The sequence below is a fragment of the Streptomyces sp. NPDC085866 genome, from assembly GCF_044541035.1.
Lineage (GTDB): Bacteria > Actinomycetota > Actinomycetes > Streptomycetales > Streptomycetaceae > Streptomyces.
Genome location: NZ_JBITSQ010000004.1, coordinates 493,969 through 517,986 on the forward strand (window position 1 = coordinate 493,969; position 24,018 = coordinate 517,986).

General features: G+C 70.6%; 25 protein-coding genes and 2 pseudogenes. 17 read left to right on the plus strand and 10 right to left on the minus strand.

The features are described 5' to 3' along the window. The first annotated feature begins 1 nt into the window (after window position 1). Window positions 2-991, plus strand: a complete 990-nt coding sequence (locus ACIF83_RS12275; protein ID WP_399726033.1) for an SRPBCC family protein — start codon at window positions 2-4, stop codon at window positions 989-991. A 27-nt stretch (window positions 992-1,018) separates the two neighbouring features. On the opposite strand, the gene ACIF83_RS12280 is transcribed toward ACIF83_RS12275, so the two are convergent. Both ACIF83_RS12280 and ACIF83_RS12285 read right to left on the minus strand, forming a co-directional pair. Next, window positions 1,019-2,608, minus strand: coding sequence for a phytoene desaturase family protein (locus ACIF83_RS12280; protein WP_399726036.1), 1,590 nt, complete (start codon window positions 2,606-2,608; stop codon window positions 1,019-1,021). Next, window positions 2,601-3,071, minus strand: a complete 471-nt coding sequence (locus tag ACIF83_RS12285) for an SRPBCC family protein (protein WP_399726039.1) — start codon at window positions 3,069-3,071, stop codon at window positions 2,601-2,603. The genes ACIF83_RS12280 and ACIF83_RS12285 overlap by 8 nt, the downstream gene beginning before the upstream one ends. A gap of 545 nt (window positions 3,072-3,616) precedes the next feature. Between ACIF83_RS12285 and ACIF83_RS12290 the strand changes: the two genes are divergently transcribed. From ACIF83_RS12290 to ACIF83_RS12315, 6 genes and pseudogenes are all read left to right on the plus strand, one after another. Further along, the gene (locus ACIF83_RS12290) at window positions 3,617-4,078 is read left to right on the plus strand and encodes a GNAT family N-acetyltransferase (RefSeq protein WP_399726307.1); all 462 of its coding nucleotides are present in this window, start codon (window positions 3,617-3,619) and stop codon (window positions 4,076-4,078) included. A gap of 216 nt (window positions 4,079-4,294) precedes the next feature. Continuing rightward, window positions 4,295-4,387: pseudogene (locus ACIF83_RS12295) on the plus strand (catalase); the annotation flags it as partial. Next, window positions 4,386-4,544 carry a hypothetical protein gene (locus tag ACIF83_RS12300; protein WP_398138497.1) on the plus strand — a complete coding sequence of 53 codons (159 nt, stop codon included), beginning with the start codon at window positions 4,386-4,388 and terminating at the stop codon, window positions 4,542-4,544. The pseudogene ACIF83_RS12295 and the gene ACIF83_RS12300, both read left to right, overlap by 2 nt. Window positions 4,545-4,732: 188 nt before the next feature. Then, a pseudogene (gene gvpK / locus ACIF83_RS12305) lies at window positions 4,733-4,849 on the plus strand (gas vesicle protein GvpK); the annotation flags it as partial. 38 nt (window positions 4,850-4,887) lie between these two features. Beyond that, window positions 4,888-5,061 carry a CsbD family protein gene (locus ACIF83_RS12310; protein ID WP_393473739.1) on the plus strand — a complete coding sequence of 58 codons (174 nt, stop codon included), beginning with the start codon at window positions 4,888-4,890 and terminating at the stop codon, window positions 5,059-5,061. 47 nt (window positions 5,062-5,108) lie between these two features. Then, entirely contained in the window at window positions 5,109-5,261 is a 153-nt protein-coding gene (locus ACIF83_RS12315; RefSeq protein WP_399726042.1) for a hypothetical protein, read from the plus strand. 199 nt (window positions 5,262-5,460) lie between these two features. Here ACIF83_RS12315 and metF read toward each other — a convergent pair whose 3' ends face one another. The 4 genes from metF to ACIF83_RS12335 all read right to left on the minus strand — a co-directional run bounded on the left by metF (window position 5,461) and on the right by ACIF83_RS12335 (window position 9,497). Continuing rightward, complete coding sequence (gene metF, locus ACIF83_RS12320) at window positions 5,461-6,393, minus strand: methylenetetrahydrofolate reductase [NAD(P)H] (RefSeq protein WP_399726045.1); 933 nt, start codon at window positions 6,391-6,393, stop codon at window positions 5,461-5,463. Then, window positions 6,390-7,373: a carbohydrate kinase family protein gene (locus ACIF83_RS12325; protein WP_399726048.1), complete on the minus strand. Its 984-nt coding sequence runs from the start codon at window positions 7,371-7,373 to the stop codon at window positions 6,390-6,392. The genes metF and ACIF83_RS12325 overlap by 4 nt, the downstream gene beginning before the upstream one ends. A 1-nt stretch (window position 7,374) precedes the next feature. After that, the gene (metK, locus tag ACIF83_RS12330) at window positions 7,375-8,598 is read right to left on the minus strand and encodes a methionine adenosyltransferase (protein ID WP_399726051.1); all 1,224 of its coding nucleotides are present in this window, start codon (window positions 8,596-8,598) and stop codon (window positions 7,375-7,377) included. A gap of 68 nt (window positions 8,599-8,666) precedes the next feature. Then, window positions 8,667-9,497 (minus strand): BTAD domain-containing putative transcriptional regulator, encoded by an 831-nt coding sequence (locus ACIF83_RS12335; protein ID WP_393473752.1) that lies wholly within the window; start codon window positions 9,495-9,497, stop codon window positions 8,667-8,669. A 232-nt stretch (window positions 9,498-9,729) separates the two neighbouring features. On the opposite strand from ACIF83_RS12335, the gene ACIF83_RS12340 reads away from it, so the two are divergent. From ACIF83_RS12340 to ACIF83_RS12360, 5 genes are all read left to right on the plus strand, one after another. After that, window positions 9,730-9,906, plus strand: a complete 177-nt coding sequence (locus ACIF83_RS12340; RefSeq protein ID WP_399726055.1) for a hypothetical protein — start codon at window positions 9,730-9,732, stop codon at window positions 9,904-9,906. Then, window positions 9,903-12,179, plus strand: coding sequence for a TOMM precursor leader peptide-binding protein (locus tag ACIF83_RS12345; RefSeq protein WP_399726058.1), 2,277 nt, complete (start codon window positions 9,903-9,905; stop codon window positions 12,177-12,179). The genes ACIF83_RS12340 and ACIF83_RS12345 overlap by 4 nt, the downstream gene beginning before the upstream one ends. A gap of 44 nt (window positions 12,180-12,223) precedes the next feature. After that, window positions 12,224-13,078, plus strand: a complete 855-nt coding sequence (locus tag ACIF83_RS12350; protein ID WP_393473760.1) for a hypothetical protein — start codon at window positions 12,224-12,226, stop codon at window positions 13,076-13,078. Window positions 13,079-13,439: 361 nt separating this feature from the next. Then, on the plus strand, window positions 13,440-14,543 hold the full coding sequence (locus ACIF83_RS12355; RefSeq protein WP_393473763.1) for a sensor histidine kinase: 1,104 nt from the start codon (window positions 13,440-13,442) through the stop codon (window positions 14,541-14,543). 94 nt (window positions 14,544-14,637) lie between these two features. Further along, a complete protein-coding gene (locus tag ACIF83_RS12360; RefSeq protein ID WP_393473766.1) occupies window positions 14,638-15,249 on the plus strand; it encodes a DNA-binding response regulator in 612 nt (203 codons plus the stop codon). Here ACIF83_RS12360 and ACIF83_RS12365 read toward each other — a convergent pair. The 3 genes from ACIF83_RS12365 to ACIF83_RS12375 form a co-directional block, all read right to left on the minus strand. After that, window positions 15,246-15,524, minus strand: coding sequence for a DUF6059 family protein (locus tag ACIF83_RS12365; RefSeq protein WP_393473769.1), 279 nt, complete (start codon window positions 15,522-15,524; stop codon window positions 15,246-15,248). The two genes, ACIF83_RS12360 and ACIF83_RS12365, sit on opposite strands and share 4 nt — an antisense overlap. Window positions 15,525-15,619: 95 nt before the next feature. Next, window positions 15,620-16,534, minus strand: a complete 915-nt coding sequence (locus tag ACIF83_RS12370) for a LuxR C-terminal-related transcriptional regulator (RefSeq protein WP_393473772.1) — start codon at window positions 16,532-16,534, stop codon at window positions 15,620-15,622. Between the two features lie 322 nt (window positions 16,535-16,856). After that, window positions 16,857-17,471 (minus strand): dTDP-4-dehydrorhamnose 3,5-epimerase family protein, encoded by a 615-nt coding sequence (locus ACIF83_RS12375; RefSeq protein WP_393473775.1) that lies wholly within the window; start codon window positions 17,469-17,471, stop codon window positions 16,857-16,859. 181 nt (window positions 17,472-17,652) lie between these two features. Between ACIF83_RS12375 and ACIF83_RS12380 the strand changes: the two genes are divergently transcribed. Both ACIF83_RS12380 and ACIF83_RS12385 read left to right on the plus strand, forming a co-directional pair. Beyond that, window positions 17,653-18,450, plus strand: coding sequence for a TylF/MycF family methyltransferase (locus ACIF83_RS12380; RefSeq protein WP_393473778.1), 798 nt, complete (start codon window positions 17,653-17,655; stop codon window positions 18,448-18,450). 28 nt (window positions 18,451-18,478) lie between these two features. Beyond that, a complete protein-coding gene (locus tag ACIF83_RS12385) occupies window positions 18,479-19,246 on the plus strand; it encodes a BTAD domain-containing putative transcriptional regulator (protein ID WP_393473781.1) in 768 nt (255 codons plus the stop codon). Window positions 19,247-19,271: 25 nt separating this feature from the next. Here ACIF83_RS12385 and ACIF83_RS12390 read toward each other — a convergent pair whose 3' ends face one another. Next, complete coding sequence (locus tag ACIF83_RS12390) at window positions 19,272-20,366, minus strand: alkene reductase (RefSeq protein WP_399726066.1); 1,095 nt, start codon at window positions 20,364-20,366, stop codon at window positions 19,272-19,274. 182 nt (window positions 20,367-20,548) lie between these two features. Between ACIF83_RS12390 and ACIF83_RS12395 the strand changes: the two genes are divergently transcribed. The 3 genes from ACIF83_RS12395 (at window position 20,549) to ACIF83_RS12405 (ending at window position 23,980) form a co-directional block, all read left to right on the plus strand. Next, window positions 20,549-21,610, plus strand: a complete 1,062-nt coding sequence (locus ACIF83_RS12395; protein WP_399726069.1) for a glucose-1-phosphate thymidylyltransferase — start codon at window positions 20,549-20,551, stop codon at window positions 21,608-21,610. Beyond that, window positions 21,607-22,590 (plus strand): dTDP-glucose 4,6-dehydratase, encoded by a 984-nt coding sequence (rfbB, locus tag ACIF83_RS12400; RefSeq protein WP_393473789.1) that lies wholly within the window; start codon window positions 21,607-21,609, stop codon window positions 22,588-22,590. Before ACIF83_RS12395 ends, rfbB begins: the two co-directional genes overlap by 4 nt. A 160-nt stretch (window positions 22,591-22,750) precedes the next feature. Continuing rightward, on the plus strand, window positions 22,751-23,980 hold the full coding sequence (locus ACIF83_RS12405; RefSeq protein ID WP_393473792.1) for a class I SAM-dependent methyltransferase: 1,230 nt from the start codon (window positions 22,751-22,753) through the stop codon (window positions 23,978-23,980). Window positions 23,981-24,018 lie beyond the last annotated feature (38 nt).

Consider the following 24,018-nt stretch of genomic DNA (forward strand, 5'->3'; position numbering starts at 1 on the left):
CATGGCCGGCACAGTGCGTGACACCAACCACGAAGAAACTTCGGGTCTGGACCTGCTGCGCGAAGAGTTCGTCGACTACCTCGGCGCTCAGATGGAACATCTCGTCGACAAGGCAGGGGACAAGTTGGGGGATGTCACCGACCAGCTTCTCGACGTGGCCGAGAACGGGGGAACACTCGCCGGCATCGGCAGTCGGATGCTCCAGGGCGACTCCCCGCTGAAGGCGTTCGTGGGTCAGAAGGCCAAGGGGCTCAAGGACAGCGTGATGGACAAGGCCAAAAGCGTTTTCGGCGGAGGGAGCGGGGGCAAGGCCGGCAGCACCAAGGTCATGAACATCATCGAAGTGCTGGACGTGGGTGTCCCGATCCGCACGGCGTACAACTACTGGACCCAGTACGAGGAGTTCAGCGGCTTCACCAAAGGCGTACGCAGTGTGTCCAAGAACGACGAGGTCGCCAGCACCTGGAAGGTGAAGGTCGGCCCCTCTACTCGCGGCTGGAAGGCGACGGTTGAGGAGCAAGTGCCGGACGAGCGCATCGTATGGAGCTCCGAGGGCGCGAAAGGCACCACTCACGGCTGTGTCAGCTTCCACGAACTCACACCCACCCTGACGCGCATCGTGCTCGTCGTCGAGTACTACCCCTCGGGCTTCTTCGAGAAGACCGGCAACCTGTGGCGGGCCCAAGGCCGCCGTTTGCGGCTGGACTTCAAGAACTTCCAGCGCTACGTCACGTTCGCCGACGAGGAAGTCGAGGGCTGGCGCGGAGAGATCCGCGACGGCGAGGTGGTTCGCAGCCACGAGGAGGCACTGGAAGAGGAGGAAGCGGCAGGGGAGGACGAGGACCAGGAGGCAGAGGAGGACGAGGACCAGGAGGAGTACGACGAAGAAGACGGGGAGGCACCCGACGAAGAAGAGGAAGAGGAAGAGGAAGAGGACGAAGAGGAGCCAGAGGACGAGTACGACGAGGAGGCCGACGGGGACGAGCGCTGACGCGACCCGCCAAGCGATTCCCCTCGTTCAGATCCGTTGTGCGCGGTGGAGGAGGGTGTGCAGTGCGTAGGGCCGTAGCGCGGCTCGTGCGGCGTTCGCTCCGGGAGCTCCGTGGACTCCTCCGCCGGGGTGGGCGGCCGCTGAGGCGAGGTAGAGGCCCTTGAGGGGGGTCTCGGGTCGGCCTGTGCCGGGGACGGGGCGGAAGACGGCCTGTTGGTGCAGGGCAGCGGTGCCGTTGTTGATGGCGCCGTTGTGGAGGTTCTCGTTCATGGCCTGGAGGGTGGTGGGGGCCAGGATCCGGCGGGCGAGGATCCGGGTACGGAAGCCGGGCGCGAACCGCTCCACCTGGGCCTCGATGCGGTCCGCCATCGCTTCCTGTTCGCGGGCGTCCCAGCGGCCGGTGATGCGGTCGGGGCCGGCGTCGGAGGTGATGTGCTGTGGGACGTGGGTGTAGGCCCACGCCGATTCCGTGCCGACGGGTGAGCGGCTGGGATCCGCCGTCGTCATCTGTCCGAACAGGGCGAACGGCTCGTCGGGGACATGTCCCATGGCGATCTGCGAGGCGAACCGGGTCAGGCTGTCCATGCCGTCGGCCACGTGGACCGTGCCCGCGTCGGCGGCTTGCGGGGCCGTCCACGGCACCGGGCCGGTCAGCGCCCAATCGACCTTGAAGGTCGCGAAATCCCACTGGAAGCGTTCCACGTCCCGTAGGAGTCGGGACGGAAGGTGTTCCTCGCCCACAAGCTCCCGGTACAGCGCAGGCGCCGACGTGTCCGCGAGCACGGCGCGCCGCGCGCTGACGGTCTCGCCGCCGGCCGTCCTGACGCCCACCGCCCTACCACCCCGTACGACGACGGACACGACGCGCTCCCCACAGCGCAGGACGCCGCCACGGTGCCGAAGGCGGCTCACGAGCGCCGCGGTCAGGGCACCGGCCCCGCCGACGGGGACCGGGAAGCCGTGGCTCTGTCCGACCATCGACATCAGCCAGCCGAATCCGCCGCTGCCCACCGCCTCGGGAGCCAGGTCGGCATGCAGGGCGTTCCCGGCCAGCAGAAGCCGTCCGCCCTCGCCCCGGAACTCCTCGTCGCCCAGCCGGCGCACCGGCAGGGCCAGCTTCCGGGCCAGCCGCAGTCCGCCCGCGGCCCGGAGCTTCGCCGCCAGACGGAGCCCGGAGCGGACCGGCGGGAACGGCGTGAACATCGCCTGCACCAGGTCCCGCCCGATACGGCTCCACACTTCGTACATGTCCCGCCAGGTATCACCGTCACCCGACGCGAACTCCTCCAGCCCGGATGCGGTCTCCTGCACGCGACGCTCCAGCACGGCGCACCTCCCGTCCCTGAGCGGGTGGGCCAGCACGCGCGGGGCGTGGCTCCATCGCAGTCCCTCCGCCGCAAGATCGAGGCAGGCGAGGACCGGCGACACGGCAGCCAGCGGGTAGAAGGCACTGAAGAGATCGGATACGTAGTCGGGATGGACACCGCGGTCACTGCGCACGGCGCCGCCGGGCTCCTGCTGAGCCTCCAGGACTTCCACGTCCCACCCGGCGTCCGCCAGCAGGTTGGCAGCCACCAGCCCATTGGGTCCGGCACCGATCACCACCGCGTCAGGCATGGCGAGCCCCGGCGTGATCCTGTCCGACGGGATCCTGTTCCACGAGTCTGGCCAGGCGGGTCAGCATGCCGCGGTGCCGTAGCTGAAACACCGCTTCACTCGCGGCGCTGTGGAGGGTGCCTCCCAGGCCGCGCAGGGGGTGCTCGTCACAGATGACGAGGGTTTCCTCCTCGCCCCACGGCCGGAGCTGGAGGAAGATTCTCGCAGTGCCCAGCGGCTTGAACGAAGCTTCCAGTTCCAGCTCGCCTCCGGATTCCTGGTGACGGACCGTCGTCACGCCGTCGGCCGACCAGGGACCCAGCCGCAGGGTGTAGCGGAGCCTGGATCCGACAGCGGGCCAGGTCTGGTCGAGCGGGATGGACCTGGTGGGCCCTACCACCCACTCTCCGTAACGAGTCGGGTCGGCCAGCACCGCCCACACCGCGTGCGGGGGACGCCGGATCAGCTGATGACGGACGGCCACGAAGGAGCCCCTTCTGTGGGTAGTAGCGGACGAGGTGTCGCACAGCCGCGTCAAGCGGCACTCGGAGCGCCTGCCTGTGTACGTACCGGCGCTCGCACAGGGCTGGAACACTCGGGTACGGCTGACGTCTTCGTCCGCCATGCGGTGTCACGGCCATGGTGCGCGTACTCGAATGCCCTCGCATCTCACCCAGGCCGGAGGAGAGTGCCGCGCGGCGCCCACCGGGAACCGGGCAGGACAGCCGATCATCCGTACCAGCTGCGAGGAAGCAGCGACGTTGAGCCGCGAAGCAAGCGATGACGCTTGGGTGGCCCCATCACCGCTGACCTGGTCATACGCCGTTCGAGCAGCAATCCTGCCCGGGCTGAAGGAACCGCTGCTGACCGTGTTGCCCGCAAAGACCCAGGGCTTGTATCGAAAGTGCCTGGTTGTGGCTCTGTGGCCTGTGCTTCTATTCCGGAGTGAACATCAAGAGCTCCGGGGTGCCTGATGAGAGGTCGAGCCTCTGCGTCCGGCAGAGGGCTGATGGCGATGTTGAGGAGTGTGTGCGGGTCCTCGCGGAGGTCCATCGGTTTGACGGCTATCCGGTGAACTGGCCTGATCAGCCCGGCGCGTGGCTGTCACGCGGTCCTCTGCTGGGCTCCTGGGTTGCCCACCTCGAAGGCCGCCTGGTCGGGCATGTCAGTTTGTCGCACGTCGGCGAAGGCGATCTGGCCCCGACGTTGTGGAGCGAGCGGAACGGGGCGCCGCGGGCCATGGCCGCCGTGGTCGGCAGACTGTTCGTTGCCCCGCAGGCGAGGGGACATCGGATCGGTGCACTGCTGATCGGCCAAGCAGTGGAGGAAGCACGGCGTCGTGGCCTGCATCCGGTGCTCGACGTCGTCACATCCGATACTGCCGCGGCAGCCTTGTATGAGCGGCTGGGCTGGGAGCTGATGGCTACAGTCGAGCAGCAGTGGAGCCCGCATCAGACGGTCGCCATCCGCTGCTACGCAGCTCCATCGTGACGTGGCCAGGAAGAGAATTTCGGCGAGCGGCGGCCCAGGGCCGTCAGGGCGCGGGGCCGGACAGGTCGAGGTCGGCATGCCTCCGGAGGATCTGTCGCCCAGACGACGTTTGACGTGGCTGCTCGGGGTCACGCGCCTTGTGGGTCCCGAGAGGGCCACCGAAACCGATGCCGGCTTGTCTGCCCGATGTGCGGCGCAGAGGTCCACACCGCCACCGATACGCCGGTCTTCTTCGTAAAGGATCCGATGAAGTTCCAGCACTTCATCCGGTCCCAGAAGCGCCGCAAACCCGAGAGAGGAGAACCTCATGCACACCCCCGGTGAAAACGACAGACCTCCGGCCGACGACAAGACGCGGCAACGGTCCGCGGAGCAGCGGAATGTCACCGCGCCCACACCGCGAGATGTCCGGGACAAGGCCAAGGATGAGGACGAGCCCGAGTTCCCGACCGAAGACGCCTCTTGACCGCCGGTTGCCGCATCTCGAGCACCCGCGTTCTTGGCTACGCGGGACGGCATGACGGAAAGGCCGTTGGCCTACGGCGGCTTTCCCGTTCGCCCGCGCCTTTGGGGTCGGCCGTCACCGGGTAGCCCGCCGTCGGCACACCCTTCCAGTTCAGAGGGCCACTACCCGCCCACCAGGCTCGGCCAGCCCTCCACGACCGCATGTCCGACCTGTGCGCCGGCTACGGCCTGACCATGAAGGACCTCAACCTGGACCTCGGCCCGCTGGGAACGGTTTTACTGCCCTATATGGGGTACTCGGAATAGGTGCACGATTTCCCACGGGCGTAGGAGAGTGAACGATAATGTCCGGAGAGCAAAAGGCAAAGGGCAAGATGGAAGAGGCCACGGGAAAGGCCAAGGAGACGGTCGGCCGTACCGTGGGCAACGAGCGAATGGCGGCCGAAGGGCAGGCCAAGAAATCGAAGGGCGCGGCCCGTCAGGCCAAGGAGAAGACGAAGGACGTTTTCAAGCACTGACAAGGCAGATGCTGAGCGGGATCCCATTTCGGGGATCCCGCTCCTTCGTGCCATTGCTCCTTCCGGCGGACCAGCCTCCCTCGCAATCACAGGGGCATCCGGTCTTCCATGTCGCGGACCGTGACACCGCGAACGCCGACTTCGTGGTGCTCGACGAGGGGCTGGCCGAGCGGATCCGCGTGGGGAAGGCTCGGCACTGATCCCGGCATCACCGAGAAGGGCATGTCCGGCGGGACCGCGTTCCTGTACCGGGGCACCATGGCCGTCGGCGTGACCGGCGACGACCTCATGGTCCGTAAGCAGGGGCCGTTTCACCGGGAGGTCGGCGGGGGCCCACGTGCGTCGGCCCGCGCGACGGGCCCTGGAGCGCGTCGCGCAGCGCTCCCCGGGTCCGGGTACTCACGGCCTTTCGGGTGACGTACGTCCAAGGCGCCGGACGGCCTGGTGGATGTCGAGGGCCGCGGTCGACCTGTTGAGCGTGATGTAGTGCAGGCCCGGCGCACCCTCCGCGAGCAGGCGTTCGGCCATGGCGATGGCGTAGTCGACGCCGATCCGGTGGCCCGCCGCCGGGGTGTCCCTGGCCGCTTCCAGGCTGCGGGCCAGGCTCTCCGGGAAGGCGGCACCGCTCAGTTCGGCGAAGCGGCGGATCTGCCGTACGTCGGTCGCGGGCATGATCGCCGGGATGACGGGGATGTCGCAGCCGAGGGCCGCGACTCGGTCCCGCAGTCGCAGGTAGTCCTCCACGTGGAAGAACATCTGGGTGATGGCGTAGTCCGCGCCGGCCCGGCACTTGGCCACGAAGTGCCGGATGTCGCTGTCCGGGTCGGGTGAGCGTGGATGTCCTTCGGGGAAGGCGGCCACGCCCACGCTGAAGTCCCCCGTCCGCCGTACCAGCGAGACCAGTTCACGGGCGTACCGGAAGCCCTCCGGATGCGGGGTCCAGGGGCCGGCCGGGTCACCGGGCGGGTCGCCGCGCAGCGCGAGCACGTCGCGTACCCCGGCGTCGGCGTAGCGGCCGATGATGTGCCGCAGCTCGGTCACGGAGTGGCCGACCGCGGTGAGGTGGGCGACGGGCCGGAGCGTCGTCTCGGTGGCGATCCGCTGCGTCAGCTCGACGGTACGGTCGCGGGACGAACCGCCCGCGCCGTAGGTGACCGACACGAACGTCGGCGACAGGGCCTCGATCCGGCGGATGGTGTTCCACAGGGTGCGCAGGCCCGCCTCGTTCTTCGGCGGGAAGAACTCGAACGAATAGGTCGGTGAGCCGCCGGCGAGGGCGGACCGGAGGGTGGTCGCGGGCACCGGGGCCGCCAAGGCGGCGGGCGCGGTCATGGGCCCTCCCCCAGGTAACCTGCGATCTCGTCCGTCGCCGCACTGCCGTAGGCCTCGCCGATCGAGGTGAGCAACTCGGCGGGCACGAGCTTGTACTCCTGGGTGCCGACCGATCCCAGGACGACGGTCGCCAGGGCACAGCCGAGTTGGGCGGCGCGTTCGTACGACAGCCCCCAGCCCCACGCCGCGAGGAATCCGGCGCGGAAGGCGTCGCCCACGCCGGTCGGGTCGGCGACGGCGCCGACCGGTACGGCGGGGACGGCCAGCCGGGTGCCGTCCGCTGTGAGAAGGACGACTCCGTCGGCGCCCCGCGTCACGATCCACGTTCCGACGCGGGCCAGCACCTCCTCCTGCGTCCAGCCCGTCCGCTCCAGGAGCAGGGCGCTCTCGTACTCGTTGGTGAAGAGCAGGAACGCGCGGTCCACCAGGTCGCGGGTCTGCCGCGAGGTGAGCCGGGCCAGTTGCTGGGAGGGATCGGCGGCGACCGGGATGCCGAGGCAGTGGGCGGTCGCGGTGTGCCGCAGCATCGCGGCGGGGTCGTCCGCGCCGACGAGGACCAGGTCGAGGCCGCCGCCCCGGGCCTGGGCCCCGGCGAGGTCGATCAGGGCCGCCTCGGCCATGGCACCCGCGTAGAAGGTGGCGATCTGGTTCTGGTCGAGGTCCGTCGTGCACACGAACCGGGCCGTGTGCAGCGATTCGCTGACGCGGACGGACGCCGTGTCGACGCCGGCCTGCTCCAGGCGGTCCCGGTAGCCCGCGAAATCGGCGCCCGCCGCGCCGACCAGGACCGGCCGCAGACCCAGCCGGCCCAGGCCGAAGGCGATGTTGGCCCCGACCCCGCCCTCACGGACCTCCAGTCGGTCGGCGAGGAAGGACAGCGAGACCCGGTCGAGCCGCTCGCTCAGCAGTTGCTCCGAGAAGCGGCCCGGGAAGACCATCAGGTGGTCGGTTGCGATGGAACCGGTCACGGCGATGCGCATGTCACAGCCCGGCGGCGCTGCGGAGTGCGTCGACTCGGTCGGTCCGCTCCCAGGTGAAGTCGGGCAGCTCACGGCCGAAGTGGCCGTACGCCGCCGTCTGGGAGTAGATCGGGCGGAGCAGGTCGAGGTCGCGGATGATGGCGGCCGGACGAAGGTCGAAGACCTCGTCGATCGCCTTCTCGATCTTCTCGGCCTCGATCTTGGCCGTGCCGAAGGTCTCCACGAACAGACCCACCGGCTCGGCCTTGCCGATCGCGTACGCGACCTGGACCTCGCAGCGCGAGGCCAGGCCCGCCGCCACCACGTTCTTCGCCACCCAGCGCATCGCGTAGGCGGCCGAGCGGTCCACCTTGGACGGGTCCTTGCCCGAGAAGGCACCGCCACCGTGGCGGGCCATGCCGCCGTAGGTGTCGATGATGATCTTGCGGCCGGTCAGGCCGGCGTCACCCATCGGGCCGCCGATCTCGAAACGGCCGGTCGGGTTGACCAGCAGACGGTAGCCCTCGGTGTCCAGCTTGATGCCGTCGTCCAGCAGCGCCTTCAGCTCCGGCTCGACCACGAACTCGCGGATGTCCGGGGCCAGCAGCGACTCCAGGTCGATGTCCGACGCGTGCTGCGAGGACACGACCACCGTGTCCAGACGCACCGCCTTGTCGCCGTCGTACTCGATGGTGACCTGCGTCTTGCCGTCCGGACGCAGATAGGGGATGGTGCCGTTCTTGCGGACCTCGGAGAGGCGCTTGGACAGGCGGTGCGCCAGGAAGATCGGCAGCGGCATCAGGGTCGGCGTCTCGTCCGAGGCGTAACCGAACATCAGGCCCTGGTCGCCCGCGCCCTGCCGGTCCAGCTCGTCGGTCTCTCCTTCTGTGGCGGAGCCCTCCACCCGCGACTCGTACGCGGTGTCCACGCCCTGCGCGATGTCCGGGGACTGCGCGCCGATCGACACCGACACACCGCAGGAAGCGCCGTCGAAGCCCTTCTTCGACGAGTCGTAGCCGATCTCGAGGATCTTGTTGCGGACCAGGGTCGCGATGTCCGCGTAGGCCTTGGTCGTGACCTCGCCGGCCACGTGCACCTGGCCGGTGGTGATCAGGGTCTCGACGGCGACCCGGGAGGTCGGGTCCTCGCGCAGAAGCGCGTCGAGAATGGTGTCGCTGATCTGGTCAGCGATCTTGTCGGGGTGACCCTCGGTCACGGACTCCGAGGTGAAGTAGCGGCTGGCCATCGGTGAACCCCTCCGAACGATGCCGCGGTCAGGAACGGAACTGATCGTGCGCATCGTGGGCGGGGGCGCTAAAGCAGCGCTTGTGTCCGCCTCGCACCGGCGAGCCGCGCGCCGACGCCGGGTGCCGGCCTCGTGTGCTCGGGGCCGTCGCCGGACAGGATCGCCTGGTGCAGTCTGCGCAGCCGGGAGGAGGGTTCCAGCCCCAGCTCCTCCACCAGGGTGTCCCGCAGGCGCCGGTACGCCTCCAGCGCGCGCCAGCGGTGGCCGGTGCGGTGAAGTGCGGTCATGAGGTGCGCCCAGAGGTTCTCGTTGAGGGGGTAGGCCGCGGTCAGGGCCGTCAGTTCACCGAGCAGGTCGCCGTGCAGTCCCCGCTCCAGATCTGTCTCGATCCGGGCGTCCAGCAGGGAGAGCCGTACCTCGTTCAGACGGACCACCTCCCGGCGCAGGACGGGGCCCGTCCGTACGTCCGCCAACGGCGCTCCGCGCCACAGCCCCAGTGCCCGCGCCAGGGTCCGGGAGGCGGCCTCGGTGTCGCCTCGGTCGGCGGCGGCCCGCCCCGCCTCCGCGAGCTGCTCGAAGGCGTGCACGTCCACGTGGTCCAGGGGCACGTCGAGCGAGTATCCGCCGTAACGGGTGGCCAGCACGCTCTTGCCCGCGCCCGGTTCGCCGAGAGCCGCGTCCAGGCCCTTGCGGATCTGGAGCACGTACGTCTGCACCGTGGTGGCGGCGCTCGGCGGTGGGGCGTCCTTCCAGAGTTCGGTCATCAGGGTGGAAACGGTCACCATACGTCCGGCTCCGAGAGCGAGCAGGGCGAGGATCTGACGCGGCTTGGCCGCGGTGGGTACGAAGGTGCCGCCGCCTGCCTGGGCTTGTAGAGGTCCGAGTAGCGCGATGTCCATCTGCATGAACTCCCTCTCCAATCGGCGTGCCGTGCAACAGCCCGCATTCCCAGGAGGCTTGCACCCGGGCGTCGCCGAGCCCAGTGCGCGCTTCATGCCGCACCCCGTGAAAAACGCATGGTGTGCAAGTGACGAATGCACTGTCGTGTACTCGCCATGCGGAGCAACAATCCCTCGCGTCACCCCCCTCTCGACGCGGTCTCCGAACCGCCGGCTGCCCTCTGGAGGAAACGTGGACGCCCTGTGCCCCGCCTCGCCCCTGCCCGCTGCCGTCCGGCCCGTGCCCGACCCGGCACCCGACCCGGCCGGCTCCGAGGAGCTGACCGTCGTGAGCCTGCGGCATCCGTCCCCCGAGACGACCGCCCTGTTCACCATCTGCCTGCGTGACGAGTACTCGGTCGGAGCGTGAACACCGGGGAGCCGTCCGCCGCCGACCCGCTCGTGGGCTTCAAGAGCCACCTGCGGGTCGACGTGCTGCCCGGCCAGGCCGTCTATCTGTCGTCGTCCCGCGATGTCCTCGCGGTGCGCGGCGCCGGAGCCGAGACGCTGGCTCCGCTCCTGGACGGTACGCGGACCGTGGCGGACGTGGTCACGGCGGCGCGTCCCGTCCTCGGGCCCGCGGACACCCGGCGCGGCCTGGAGCAGCTGGACCGGGCCGGGCTGCTCAGTGCGACCGTGCCCGGCGCACCGCCGCCCGGCCCGGCGGAGCGTGCGTACTGGGATCTGGCGGGAGTCCCCGGCACCACCGCGGACCGCACGCCGGTGACCGTGACGGTGTGCGGCGCCGCCGACGCCGAGGAGATCCGGGAGCAGTGCCGGGCTGCCGGTCTGACCGTCGCGGCGGCGGAGTCGGAGGCCGCGCTCGGTCTGGTCGTCTGTGACGACTACCTCGACCCGGCGCTGACGGACGTACAGGCCCGGCAGCGCTCGGCCGGCCGGCCCTGGCTCCTCGTCTCCCTGAACGGCCCGGACCTGTGGATCGGGCCGTTCTTCGGCACCGACGGCGGCCCCTGCCACTCGTGTCTCGCCCATCGGCTGCAGGCGCACCGGCGGGGTGAGCTGCCGGTGCGTGACGCGCTGGGCCTCACCGGTCCGGTCGCGGTACCGCGGGCCTCGGTGCCGGCGAGCCGGGGGGTGGGGGTGCAGCTCGCCCTGCTGGAAGCGCACAAGTGGCTGGCGGGGCTGCGTCATCCGGGGCAGCAGGCCGTGCTCGTCCTGGACACGCTCACCCTGGAGTCACGGCACCACCCGGTCCGGCGGCGGCCGCAGTGCCCCGACTGCGGGGATCCCGGCCTGGTCGCGGCGCGGACCCGGCGACCGGTGCGCCCCGGATCCCGGCCGAAGACCACCACCGGGGGCACCGGGCACCGGACGGCTTCCGCGGAACGGATGCTGGCGGAGTACGGCCATCTGGTCGGCCCGGTGGCCGGGATCGTCCCGGAGTTGCGGCGCGACGCCCGGGCACCGGAGTTCCTGCACTGCTACCTCTCCGGGCAGAACCTGGCCATGCCCGCGGCGAGTCTGACGGCGCTCACCTCGAACCTGCGCGCGCTGAGCGGCGGCAAGGGCGTCACGGACGTCCAGGCGAGGATGAGCGCACTGGGTGAGGCGGTGGAACGTTACTGCGGCACTCTGCAGGGCGACGAGGAGGTCGTCCTCGACAGCTTCAGCGCCCTGGGCGAGAGCGCGGTCCACCCGAACGACTGCCAGCTGATCGACGCCAGGCAGTTCCGGGACCGCGCCCGCTGGAACGCGGGGCACTCCCCTTTCCACCATGTGCCGGCGCCCTTCGACGAGCATGCCGAGACGGCCTGGACCCCCGTGTGGTCCCTGGTCGACGGCCGCCACAAGCTCCTGCCGACCTCGCTGCTCTACTACGGCGGCGGCACCGGGGCGGGCGGCACCAGCGGTCTCCTGGCCGACTCCAACGGCTGTGCCGCGGGCAGTTCGCCGGAGGACGCCCTGCTCCAGGGTTTCATGGAGCTGGTGGAGCGCGACGCCGTCGCCGTGTGGTGGTACAACCGGCTCCGCCGGCCCGCCGTCGACCTGGACGCCTTCGACGACCCGTGGATCGCCCGGCTGCGCACGGGACTTGCGGCCCTGCACCGGGAGGTCTGGGCCCTCGACGTCACGTCGGACCTCGGCATCCCGTGCGTCGCGGCCCTGTCCCGGCGCACCGACGGCCCGCGCGAGGACATCGTGTTCGGGTTCGGGGCGCACTACGACCCCCGGGTGGCGCTGTTCCGGGCGCTCAGCGAGATGGGGCAGCTGCTCCCGGCGGTGCTCGGCGCGCGCGAGGACGGGACCGGGTACGCGGTCGCCGACCCGACGGCCGTGGCCTGGTGGTCCGGTGCGACGACGGCTAACCAGCCCTACCTGCGGCCGGATCCCGGGCACGCGCCCAAATCCCCTGCCGGCTACGGCTACAGGCCGCGGCAGGACCTGGCCGACGACATCGACGCCATGGTGGGTCTGATGCGCGGCACCGGGCACGATCTGCTGGTCCTCGACCAGACCCGGCCCGATGTCGGCCTGCCCGTGGTGCGCGTACTGGCCCCGGGACTGCGCCACTTCTGGGCCCGCTTCGCGCCCGGCCGGCTCTTCGACGTGCCGGTCCGGCTGGGCCTTCAGAAGCGTCCCACCGCGTACGAGAACCTCAACCCGATCCCGATGTTCGTCTGACCGCCGACCGGACGACATCCCCCTCGACCCCTTGAGTGGCAACCGTGACCCTGCGCCTGACTCCCTGCAGCGACTGGCCCGAACTGTGGTCCCTGAGGGAAGACATCTCCCTGTCGGTGCCGCCCACGGGACAGGCGGTCGAACTGCACAGCCCCGGGATCGCCGTGCGCCTGGCGGATCCGACGGGTGTCATCGGCATGGCCCTGTACCGGCTCTGCCTGGGACCGATCCGGCTCGGGAACGTGCTGGCGGGGCTCACCGATCTGCAACGCAGTGAGATCCAGCGGCTGTTCATCACCGTCGAGGGCCTGCTCGTACGCTCGCTGGCCACGCAGACGGGCCGCCCCCTGCTCTCGGTGGTTCCGCTGTCGCCGCAGGCGCAGTTCCGGCCGGCGCTCCTGCCCGCCCACCGGACCGTGATGCTGTCCCGCTCCGCGGCGCTGCGACGCCAGGGGCACGCGCACGTCCTGCAGGCGCCGCCGGCCCTGCACCAGGTGGTGCTGCACCTCGCCGACACGCTGCGGATCATCGAGTCGCTCAGGGCTCCGACGCGGGTCGAGGACATCACGGGTGCGGTGGGGGCGCCACCGTCCGCGGCGGCGGTCCTGGCCTTCCTCACCGCCAGCGGCACGGTCACCACGGGTTCCGTCGACGGGGCGCCGGCGGTCGGGTTCGGCGAGCAGCACGGCACCGCACCGGCCCATCCCCCGCCCGGGGCGGCCGAGGTCCAGGGGCATGGCGGCGGGGTGTGGGACGACGATCCCCCGGTGCGTCCCGAGCCGGTCGAGCGCTCTGCGCTGCGCCGTCCGGGCCGGCAGGCGGCTGCGGGAACCACCGGTGCGGAGAATCCCTTCCTTGCCCGGGGTGTCACCGGAACGAATCGCCCGCTTACTCACTAAACCGCTTGCCTGCGCCCACCTCCGCTTACCGGAACGAGCCGTTCGCCGCTTCTGCGAGGCTTACCGAATTCTCATCCCGACTCGCCCCGCGCGCCCCTGCCCTGCCTGCAGGGACTCCACAAGTCGCCCTGGTCCGAGTGGAGTTCACGGGCCCACGCAACAAACGATTCCAGCCGCATCGGGGGTGGTACTTTGTAACGGGAACGGGGGAGGGAGAACGGACGTGTCATATCACCCAGTGGATTTAGCCCTTTCTGAGTCCGCTGGCAGCGGGAGTCCTCCCTTTTCCAGTCATCACGACATTCCGGCTCCACGACTGGCACGCAGCATCCTGCTCGTCGTCCTGGCCTGCTTCTCCGTCGTGATCTTCCTCGACGTGCTCGCCGAACGTCCGTCCGCGCACGCGGTGCCGTGGTGTGCGGTCGGCCTGGTGGCGGCGGTCGCGCTGCAGATGCAGCACTCGTCCCCCGCGGCGACGCACTGGAGCATGCCGCGCCGCGCGATCTCGCTCGGCCTGCAGGCGCTCGTCACCTATCTCCCCCTGCTGGTGATCAAGCAGGAGTGGGGCGGCATGGCGGGCTTCCTGGCCGGATCGGTTCTGCTGCTGGTTCCGGGGGTCCTGGCATGGATCCTGTTCGCCGGCGTGGTGTTGAGCATCCTCGTGCCGGGGCTGATCCTCGGCCTGGACACGCTCGACATCGTCTACCTGAGCCTGTCGACCTCGGTGATCGGCCTGATCGTCTACGGCCTGTCACGGCTCTCCGGTCTGGTGGCCGAACTGATCGCCGCTCGCGAGGACCTCGCACGGCTGGCGGTCGTACGGGAACGGCTGCGCTTCGCCAGTGACATGCACGACCTGCTGGGCTTCAACCTCTCGGCCATCACGCTCAAGAGCGAACTCGCCCACCGTCTCGTCGCCGCGCAGCCGGAACGGGCGCGCGCCGAGATCACCGAAATCCTCGACATCTCCCGACAGGCGCTGGCCGACGTCCGGGGCGTGGCCCACGGCTACCGCCGGCTGTCCTTGGCCACGGAGGCCCACCACGTCCAGGCGGCGCTGACCGCGGCACGGATCAGCACCCAGATCGACTTCCGCCACGGCGCCCTGTCCCCGCAGGCCGACACCGTACTGGCCATAGTGCTGCGGGAGGCGGCGACCAACGTGCTGCGGCACAGCAAGGCGACCCGGTGCCGGATCGCCACCGCGGTCATCGGCAACGTGAAGGGCCGCATCCGGCTCTCGATCCGCAACAACGGTGTGGCCGCGCGCCGTTCGGCACCGCGCACCGTCGGCGGCACCGGCCTGGCCAGCCTGACGGACCGGCTCTCCGCGATGCACGGCACGCTGACGGCGGGCGTCACCGACGACGAGGAGTTCGAGCTCGTCGTCGAGATGCCGTCCCACGCCGACCAGCGCGCCGTTCGCCAGTGGAGCGCGGCGTCCCAGGACACCACCGTGGCCTGAGGGGCCTGTCACCTTCCCCCAGTTGTCCGCTCCACCGCATCCAACCTGAGGATCCACCTTCCCGCGCGGGAAGCCGTTGAGAGGGAACGGTGCAATGGAACTTCGCATTCTGCTTGCCGAGGATGTGCAGATGGTCCGCGGCGCCCTGGTCGCCCTGATCGAACTGGAGCACGACATGACCGTGGTCGCGGACGTGTCGAGCGGTTCCGAGATCGTTCCGGAGGCCCTGCGCGTAAGACCGGACGTCGCCGTCATCGACATCGACCTGCCGGGCCTCGACGGACTCACGGCGGCGGCGCAGCTGCACGAACAACTGCCGTCCTGCCGCACCCTGATCCTGACCAGCCTGGACCGCCCCGGCACGCTGCGGCGTGCGCTGGCCACCAACGTCGGCGGATACCTCCTCAAGGACGCGCCGCCCGCCGAACTCGCCTCCGCGGTCAGACGCGTGGCGGCGGGCCAGCGCGTCATCGACTCGGAGCTGGCCCTCGCCGCCTGGCATGCCCAGGATGCACCGCTCACCCCGCGTGAGGTGGAAGTGCTCCGGCACGCGGCGTCGGGCGCCGCCCCCTCCGAGATCGCCAGCACGCTGAACCTGTCGACGGGCACCGTGCGCAACTACCTGACAGCCATCGTGATGAAGCTGGGGGCGCGCAATCGCGTGGACGCGATACGGCTGGCCACGGAGGCCGGCTGGATCCCCTAGGGCGTGTTCGGCCGATCATGCCGGACCGGCCCCTGGTCCGGGCCCAGCTCCCGGGCCAGTTCGGCCTCCAGAGGGCTGAGCGGGATGTCCGCCCGGACGCGTTCGGGGTGGTACAGGAACACCGTCCCCTCCGCTTCCGGAGCCTTGGCCCACGGGTTGCCGAACACGCCGGCGTCCATCGGTCCGAACAGCATGCCGACGGCCGCCAGTCCGCGGCCGAAGGGTGACTGCAGAAACCGCCACAGTCGGTCGTGCCAGGGTTCGTCGCCAGCCACCGGGTCACCTCCAGGCCGATGCCGCGCCCTCACGCGGCCCGCGGCAGGTTCCGTCTCGCGGCTAGAGGTTCCTTGGAGCAGCGCTCGGGATCCCGCTACGCGTAGCCGGCCGCCACCAGTACGGCGACCTGCACGCGCGTGGCGCAGTTCGACTTGGCCAGGATGCGCTGGACATGCGTGTCCACCGTGCGCTCGGCGATGCTCATGCGCTCGGCGATCTGCCGATTGGTCAGCCCCGAGGCGACCAGCAGGGCGACCTCCCGTTCGCGCCGGGTCAGGCTCTGCAGGCTCGTCTCCGGCCGGGCGGGCTCCTGCTCGCGCCGTGCGGCGGGCAGGCGACGACCGGTCGGCGCGAACCCCGGCACTCGTGGGCCGCCGGCACGGGGTCCGCCGGCGGATCTGCCGCCGGTCTCCAGGGCGGAGAGCATCCACAGCGCGGTGAGCGCGCTGCCCCGGGCGCCCGCGACACGGAAGGCCTCCACGGCGGCCAGCAGGTGTTCCCTGGCGCCGGCGTCCCCGGCTTCGGCCGTCACCACGGCGAGGGCCAGCCGGGCGTGACCGCCCGCACGGACGTCCCCGCGGTCCCTGAACAGCCGCTCCGCGGCGCCCAGTCGGGCCGTGGCGAGGCCGGCCTCCTGCGCGGCCCGGTACACGGCACCCAGGGCGTAGCAGGCATAACCCTCCTCCCAGCCGGCGCCCTGTTCCCGTGCGGCGGCGAACGCCGCGGTGAGCACGGCCGACGCGCCGGGGCCGTCGCCCAGGTGGAGCCGGGCGAGGCCCGCGTTGACCCGTGCGCGCAGTCCCGCTCCGAGGTCGCCGGCCGCGGTGAGGCGGCGGGCCGCCAGCTCGGACTGGCGCAGCATCTGGTCGAGTTGTCCGCGGAACGCCGCGTGCACCCGCTCGGGCCCGGGGGCGTCCCACAACTGCCAGAACTCGAAGTTCTCACCGGTCGGGCGGAGACCGGGCGGGCGGTACGCGCGCGCTGCCGGACCTTGGATGCCGCTGTGCATGAACTCCCCCGGGTGACGCGACGAGTGAGGCGAAGCGATGTGGCCGTGCCTGGGCCCTGTCGTCGGACTCCCGCCCGCCGTGCGACGCCATGCACGCTCCCCCGCTGCCTCAAGGGCGTGGGAGGTGCCCCGCGACGGGCGCGGCCCGTCCTTCGGACGGACGACGGGAGTTCGACGAGAGGACCTGGCGCCCGCCTCCGCGCCGCATCCTGACACGGTTCGTCCCGCCCGACCACAAGTCGCCCGGCGGCACGGGCGGCCGCTCAAGCGGCGTTCGAGCGGGGCTGGAGCCGGCGTGTACACGGCCCCTCGGCGCCGGACGTCAACGCACGGCCGGGTGCGCGCCACCGCGCAGGCGCTCGGCGTACGACCGGCAGGCCGCGTAGGACGGCAGCAGGCCGAGCCGCTCCGCCTCGGCCAGCGACGGGGCGGCGGCGTCCCGTGCGGACAGAACGGGCGTCACGTCCTCGGGCCACCGGATGCCGAGGCCGGGGTCGAGCGGATGGATGCCGTGCTCCCGCTCGGGCGTGTACGGCGTGGAGCACAGGTACACGGCCGTGGCCTCCTCGGAGAGGGCCATGAAGGCGTGGCCGAGGCCCTCGGCCAGGTACACGGCCTGCCGGTCGCGGTCGTCCAGCCGGACCGCCTCCCAGCGGCCGTACGTCGGTGAGCCGACCCGTACGTCCACGATCACGTCGAGGAGCGCCCCGCTCACACAGGTGAGGTACTTCGCCTGTCCCGGGGGGACGTCCGCGTAGTGGATCCCGCGCACGGCTCCTCGGCGGGTCACCGGACAGTTGGCCTGGGCCACCGCCAGGGGGTGCCCCACGTCCTCGGCGAACTCGCGGCCGCTGAACCACTCCAGCACGCTGCCGCGCTCGTCGTGATGGATGCGCGGGGTGTACAGCCACGCGCCTTCGATCCCCAGTTCCCGCACGGAAATGCCTCCGCCCTACAGTGCCCGGCAATGGCCGCGTCCAGGTTCGGCCGCTGTGCCGGGAGCGTCCCAGCCCCGGGTCGACACCGTCTCGACCGGCACCTGAGCACTCTTGTAGAACTCCTCGAGCGGGACTTCCTAGCGTGTCGGCGACCTCGACACCGGCGATGGAAGGACCCTCATGAGCACTGCGGAAGCTGTTCGGGCCCTGTATCTGGATCTGATGAAGAAGGCCCTGTCGGGTGTCCTCTACAACGACCCGCCCAACGCGGCCACCCCCACCCTGCCCGGTGAGGCCGCCCCGCCCGCGGGGGTCTTCCTGGCCGAGCGACGGGAGGGCGGCGAGGACTGGCCCGCCAACGCCCACACCATGATCGGGTCCAAGCGCCTGGACAACCTGCAGGAGTGCGCCGAGCGGGTGCTGGCCGACGGCGTTCCCGGCGACTTCGTCGAAACGGGTGTCTGGCGCGGTGGCGCGTGCATCCTGCTGCGTGCCGTCCTCAAGGCGTACGGCGTGACGGACCGGATCGTGTGGGCGGCCGACTCCTTCGAGGGCATGCCCGTCGCCGACGAGTCCAGCGGCGGCCGGGACTTCCAGATGCAGCTGCACAAGTACAACGAGGTGCTGGGCGTCTCCCTGAAGGAGGTGCAGGAGAACTTCCGCAGCTACGACCTGCTGGACGACCAGGTGCGCTTCCTGCCCGGCTGGTTCAAGGACACCCTCCCGGCCGCCCCGATCGAGAGGCTGGCGGTGCTGCGGCTGGACGGAGACCTGTACGACTCCACCATGGACGCCCTGACCCACCTGTATCCGAAGCTGTCCCCCGGCGGCTTCGTCATCGTCGACGACTTCGGGCTGCCCACCTGCGCCGCCGCGATCCACGACTATCGCGCCGCCCACGGCATCACGGACGAGATCGGGCGCATCGACAGGTTCGGGGCGTTCTGGCGGCGGTCGGCCGAGCCCACGGACGCTTGAGAACCGCTCTTCGGAAGGACGTCGCGCCATGATCCGGTACCGAGTGCTCGGCCCGTTCTCCGTCACCGTCGACGAGGAGCCACGCACGCCCAGTGCGGCCAAGGTGCGCCAGGTCCTGGCGCTGCTGCTGCTCCGCGCCAACCAGGTCGTCAGCCTTGACTCGATCATCGAGGAGCTGTGGGGGGACCGGCCCCCGCGCAGCGCGGTCACGACGACGCAGACGTACATCTACCAGATCCGCCGGCTGCTGGACCGGGCCGGCGGCACGGAGCACGACGAGCAGACCGTCCGCACGGTGCCGCCCGGGTACGGATTCTCCGTGGGGCCGGGACAGCTCGATTCCTGGGAGTTCGAGCAGTGTGTGGACCGGGCACGCGCGCTGCTGGACGACGGCCGGGTCGACGCGGCCGCCCCCTTGCTGGCCCGGGCCAGGTCGATGTGGACCGGGCCGGTGCTGGCCGACGTCTGCCAGGGACCGGTGCTGCGGCGTTACGCCGCGCGCCTGGAGGAGAAGCGCAATCTGGCCCAGGAGTTGAGTCTGTCGGTGGACATGCGTCTGGGTCGCCACCGCGAACTGGTGCCCGAGCTGAAGTCGCTGGTGATGGCGAACCCCTTCCACGAGTGGCTGCACGCCCAGCTCATGATCGCCCTGCAGCGTTCGGGGCGGCGCGCGGAGGCACTGGCCGCCTTCCACGACGCACGGCGGCTCCTGAACGACCAGTTGGGGATCGAGCCGTCGGGAGACCTGCAGCGGATCCACCAGGACATCCTCAAGGAGGACGCCCTGGCTCCGTGACCCGTACGGACCGTGCCGCGGTCGACTACCCCGGGTACGCGGGGTAGTCGACGTAGCCGTGGGCGTCGCCGCCGTAGAAGGTGGCGGCGTCGGGGTCCGTCAGCGGGAGCCCGTCGCGCAGGCGCCGCGGCAGGTCGGGGTTGGAGACGAACAGCCGGCCGAAGGAGACCAGGTCGCCGGCGTCCTGCCGGAGGACGGCGCGTGCGCTCTCCGCCCCCACCGGGGTCCTGCGGTCCGAGGCGTGCGGATTGAGGATGAACGTGGTGGGCCAGCGGTCGCGCAGCCGCTGGGTGCCGACCCGGTCGAGCGTCTCGTACACGTGCAGGAACGCGATGCCCACGGCCGCGACGGCGTCCACCAGTGCGGGGTACAGCTCCTCGGCGTCGCGCTCGTCGATGTCGTTGAAGGTGTTGTGCGGGGAGATCCGCAGGCCCACCCGGTCGGCCCCGACGGCGTCGGCCACGGCCTCGGTCACCTCGACGACGAAGCGGATCCGGCCGGGCACGGAGCCGCCGTGGGCGTCGGTGCGCACGTTGCTGTTGCCGGCCAGGAACTGGTGCAGCAGCATGCCGCTGCCGCCGTGCAGTTCCACCCCGTCGAAACCGGCCGTCAGCGCGTTGTGTGCCGCGGTGGCGAAGTCCTTTACCGTTTCAGCCAGTTCCGCGGACGTCATGGCGCGCGGTGCGACGAACTCCTTGGGTCCGTCGTAGGTCTTGGCCGCACCGGCGGGCCGTACCGGCGACGGCGCCAGCGGGATCCCGTCCGCGGGCGCACCGGGCCGGCCCCGCAGCAGGTCGGGGTGGCTGATGCGGCCCGCGTGCATGAGCTGGGCGTAGATCCGGCCGCCCGCCGTGTGCACCGCGTCGGTGACGTGGCGCCAGGCGGCGATCTGCTCCCCGGTGTGCAGTCCGGGGGTGGCGAAGAAGCCCTGCCCGGCCACGCTCGGCTGGATGCCCTCGCTGATGATGAGCCCGGCCGAGGCGCGCTGGGCGTAGTACGTCGCCGCCAGGGGTGAAGGCACTCCGCGACGGTCGGCCCGGTTGCGGGTCAGGGGGGCCATCACCACGCGGTTCGGCAGGGTGAGGGCGCCGAGTTTCACTTCGTCGAACAGATCTGCCATGCCTGGCTCCTGGTCGTTGTCGGTGTCAGACCGGCCCCAGCCTCGGCGGCAAGGCTCGAACCACGGTCAAGGGCCGCCCGAGCGACCGTTCTCGAGGGATTCACGACCGGTGGGCCACATCCTCTGCGCGTCCACATCCCCTGCGCGTCCACGCCGTGCGTACCGGAGTTGAGGAGAAACGCATGAAGGCCCTGATTCTGTCGGGCGGTTCGGGCACCCGCCTGCGGCCGTTCAGCCACTCCATGCCCAAACAGCTGATGCCCATCGCCAACCGCCCGGTCCTCGAACACGTGCTGACCCGCGTGGTCGAGCTGGGTGTCACGGAGATCGGCATCGTGGTCGGCAACCGCGGCCGGGAGATCGCGGACGCGCTGGGCGACTCCTCCCGGTTCGGGGCGCGGATCGCCTACATCCCCCAGGAGCGGCCGCTGGGCCTCGCCCACTGTGTCTCCATCGCGCGGGACTTCCTGCGGGACGACGACTTCGTGATGTTCCTCGGCGACAACATGCTGAGCCATGGCGTGAGCGCGATCGCCGAGGACTTCCGGGTCCGCCGGCCGGCCACCCAGCTCGTCGTGCACAAGGTAGCCGATCCGCGGCAGTTCGGCGTCGCCGAGATCGAGGCGGACGGCACCGTGACGCGTCTGGTGGAGAAGCCCGCGGCGCCCCGCTCCGACCTGGCCGTGGTCGGGGTGTACTTCTTCACCCCCGCGATCCACGAGGCGGTCGCCGCGATCACCCCCAGTGCGCGCGGGGAGCTGGAGATCACCCACGCCATCCAGTGGCTGATCGACCGCGGGGACGCGGTGTACGCCACCGAGTACTCGGGGCACTGGAGCGACACCGGGCGCCTGGAGGACGTGCTGGACTGCAACCGGGAGGTGCTCGACGGTCTGGCCCGCCGGATCGCGGGCGAGGTCGACGGGGACAGCCGGCTGCTGGGGCAGGTGGTGGTGGAGGCAGGTGCGCGGGTGTACCGGTCGCACATCGAGGGCCCCGCGATCATCGGGGCACGCAGCACCGTCTCCGACAGCCGGATCGGGCCGCACACCTCCATCGGCCGGGACTGTGTCATCCAGGACGCCGGCCTCGGTGACTCGATCGCCCTGGACGGAGCCCGGGTCACCGGTGTCACCGGCGTGCACGGGTCGGTCATCGGCCGGGACGCCACCGTGACCTGTGTCGCCGGCGCCCAGCAGCGGCTGATCGTGGGCGACCATTCCACGGTGGTGGTGGCGGCGTGAAGATCCTGGTGACCGGCGGTGCCGGCTTCATCGGCTCCCACTACGTCCGGACCCTGCTGGAGGGCGGCTACCCGGGTCACGCGTCGGCCCGGGTCACGGTCCTGGACGCGCTGACCTACGCGGGCGACCGCGCCAACCTGCCCACCGGGCATCCCCGGCTGCGTTTCGTCCGGGGTGACGTGTGCGATCTGTCCCTGCTGCTCTCGCTGCTGCCGGGGCACGACGCGGTGGTGCACTTCGCCGCGGAGTCGCACGTGGACCGTTCGCTCGGGGACGCGGCCGCCTTCTTCCGCAGCAATGTCGTGGGCACCCAGACCGTGCTGGAGGCGGCCCTGGTGTCCGGGGTGGGGCGCGTGGTGCACGTCTCCACCGACGAGGTGTACGGCTCCATCGAGCGCGGGGCCTGGACGGAGGAGTGGCCACTGGCGCCCAACTCGCCGTATGCGGCGTCCAAGGCGGGTTCGGATCTGGCGGCCCGCTCGTACTGGCGGACGCACGGGCTCGATGTGCGCATCACCCGCTGTTCGAACAACTTCGGCCCCTACCAGCACGTGGAGAAACTGATCCCGCTGTTCACCACCCGGCTGCTCGCGGGACTGCCCGTGCCGCTGTACGGGGACGGCTCGAACGTACGGGAGTGGCTGCACGTCGACGATCACTGCAGGGCCATCCAGCTCGTCCTGGAGCGCGGGCGCGCGGGCGAGATCTACAACGTCGGCAGCGGCGACGCCCACACCAACCTGGAGCTGGCCGAGCACCTGGCCGAGCTGTGCGGCGCCGACGCCTCGCTGATCCGGCGCGTCGCCGACCGCAAGGGCCACGACCTGCGGTACGCGCTCGACGACAGCAAGATCCGGCGGGAGCTGGGCTATGCCCCGCGCGTGCCGTTCGACCGCGGTCTGGCCGACACCGTCGACTGGTACCGCCGGCACACCGAACGGTGGCCGCACCCGGCACCCGTCCGGGCGGCGCTCGACTGAGCGGACCCAGTCCGGCTCAAGCGGCATTCGAGGTGGGGTTGCCAGGCTGTGTCCGGTGACCGGTTCGCCGGACCCTGTACGCGCACGATGCGCGGCACCCCCCCATCCACAGCACGTCACATCCGATCTCACCCGGCAGGGAAGCGAGGGATTCACGGTGGTGGACATCACGCCATGGGGCACGGTGGACCAGTTGGTCGTGGCGGCCGGCGGCCGGTACGACCAACTGCAGCAGGCGATCGTCGAGGCAGGACCGGACCGCGTCGCGGAGCTGCTGGCCGCCGAGATACGGATCAGGACCGCGGCACCGGACGACGTCACCGACGTCCATCTCAATCTGACCATGGAGTTCCGCGGCGAGCTCTTCCGCCACCTGGTCTCCTTCAAGGAGGGGCGGATGTCCGTGGAGGCCGGCAGCTCCGACGGCATCCTGGCGGACATCCGCTACGAACTGACCGATCTCGTCCAGCTGTTGTACTCACCGCGCGAGGGCATCCAGTCGCACAGCCGCGACGTGCACGTGGTCACCTGGCCCTGGACGGGGCAGAACAACCGGTTCAGCCCGCTGTGGCCGGACAAGGTCGTCGACCGTGCCGCCCTCTCCCAGGAGCAGCGCGCGGCGCTCGGCATGTCGCGGATGGCCATCCTGTTCCGGGCGGTGCAGGCGGTGATCGCGGCCACGTCCAACGGACCGGTGAGCCTCGACGAACTGGCCGCGCGCTACGGCTCGGACAAGTGGGGTGCCCTGCACTTCTACACCCCGCACTACGCGAACCACTTCGGTCCGCTGCGCCACGAGCCGGTCCGCATCCTGGAGATCGGCATCGGCGGGTACGACTCGGAGACGCTGGGCGGCGAGTCGCTCTACATGTGGCAGCGGTACTTCCCGCGCGGCCTGGTCTACGGTCTCGACATCTTCGCCAAGCCCGGTGTGACGGGTCCCCGCATCCGGACCGTGGTCGGTGACCAGAACGACCCGGCGTTCCTGCGCGAACTCGCCGAGCAGGAAGGGCCGTTCGATATCGTGGTGGACGACGGCAGTCACGTGAACGAGCATGTTCGCACCAGTTACGAGACCCTGTTCCCCTATGTGCGGCCCGGCGGCTTCTACGTCATCGAGGACCTGCACACCGCGTACTGGCCGGAGTTCGGCGGCGAGATGCCGCCGGGGTCGTCCGCGACCACGACCGGTCTGCTCAAGGATCTGATCGACGACCTGCACCGCTGCGAGCTCGCCGAGGACGACGAACTGCCCGCCGGAAACCACCCGTCCGACATCTCGATCTACCACAATCTGGCAGTCCTCAGAAAGGGGATCGCCCACGAGCGGGGCATTCCCGCTTGGGTCCAGCAGCGCGCGGACCAATGGATTCACCCCGGCCGGAAGTGATCGGTCGAGCAACCAGGAATCGCGGTAACCGTGGTACA

What these genes read in the sequence shown, in the direction of transcription:
- ACIF83_RS12385 (WP_393473781.1), top strand. Translation starts at nt 18,479, where the DNA reads ATGATCCGGTACCGAGTGCTCGGCCCGTTCTCCGTCACCGTCGACGAG.
- ACIF83_RS12370 (WP_393473772.1), bottom strand. Translation starts at nt 16,534, where the DNA reads ATGCACAGCGGCATCCAAGGTCCGGCAGCGCGCGCGTACCGCCCGCCC.
- ACIF83_RS12395 (WP_399726069.1), top strand. Translation starts at nt 20,549, where the DNA reads ATGAAGGCCCTGATTCTGTCGGGCGGTTCGGGCACCCGCCTGCGGCCG.
- ACIF83_RS12280 (WP_399726036.1), bottom strand. Translation starts at nt 2,608, where the DNA reads ATGCCTGACGCGGTGGTGATCGGTGCCGGACCCAATGGGCTGGTGGCT.
- ACIF83_RS12335 (WP_393473752.1), bottom strand. Translation starts at nt 9,497, where the DNA reads ATGGACATCGCGCTACTCGGACCTCTACAAGCCCAGGCAGGCGGCGGC.
- ACIF83_RS12380 (WP_393473778.1), top strand. Translation starts at nt 17,653, where the DNA reads ATGAGCACTGCGGAAGCTGTTCGGGCCCTGTATCTGGATCTGATGAAG.
- metF (WP_399726045.1), bottom strand. Translation starts at nt 6,393, where the DNA reads ATGACCGCGCCCGCCGCCTTGGCGGCCCCGGTGCCCGCGACCACCCTC.
- ACIF83_RS12325 (WP_399726048.1), bottom strand. Translation starts at nt 7,373, where the DNA reads ATGCGCATCGCCGTGACCGGTTCCATCGCAACCGACCACCTGATGGTC.
- ACIF83_RS12390 (WP_399726066.1), bottom strand. Translation starts at nt 20,366, where the DNA reads ATGGCAGATCTGTTCGACGAAGTGAAACTCGGCGCCCTCACCCTGCCG.
- ACIF83_RS12275 (WP_399726033.1), top strand. Translation starts at nt 2, where the DNA reads ATGGCCGGCACAGTGCGTGACACCAACCACGAAGAAACTTCGGGTCTG.
- ACIF83_RS12300 (WP_398138497.1), top strand. Translation starts at nt 4,386, where the DNA reads ATGCACACCCCCGGTGAAAACGACAGACCTCCGGCCGACGACAAGACG.
- ACIF83_RS12360 (WP_393473766.1), top strand. Translation starts at nt 14,638, where the DNA reads ATGGAACTTCGCATTCTGCTTGCCGAGGATGTGCAGATGGTCCGCGGC.
- ACIF83_RS12310 (WP_393473739.1), top strand. Translation starts at nt 4,888, where the DNA reads ATGTCCGGAGAGCAAAAGGCAAAGGGCAAGATGGAAGAGGCCACGGGA.
- metK (WP_399726051.1), bottom strand. Translation starts at nt 8,598, where the DNA reads ATGGCCAGCCGCTACTTCACCTCGGAGTCCGTGACCGAGGGTCACCCC.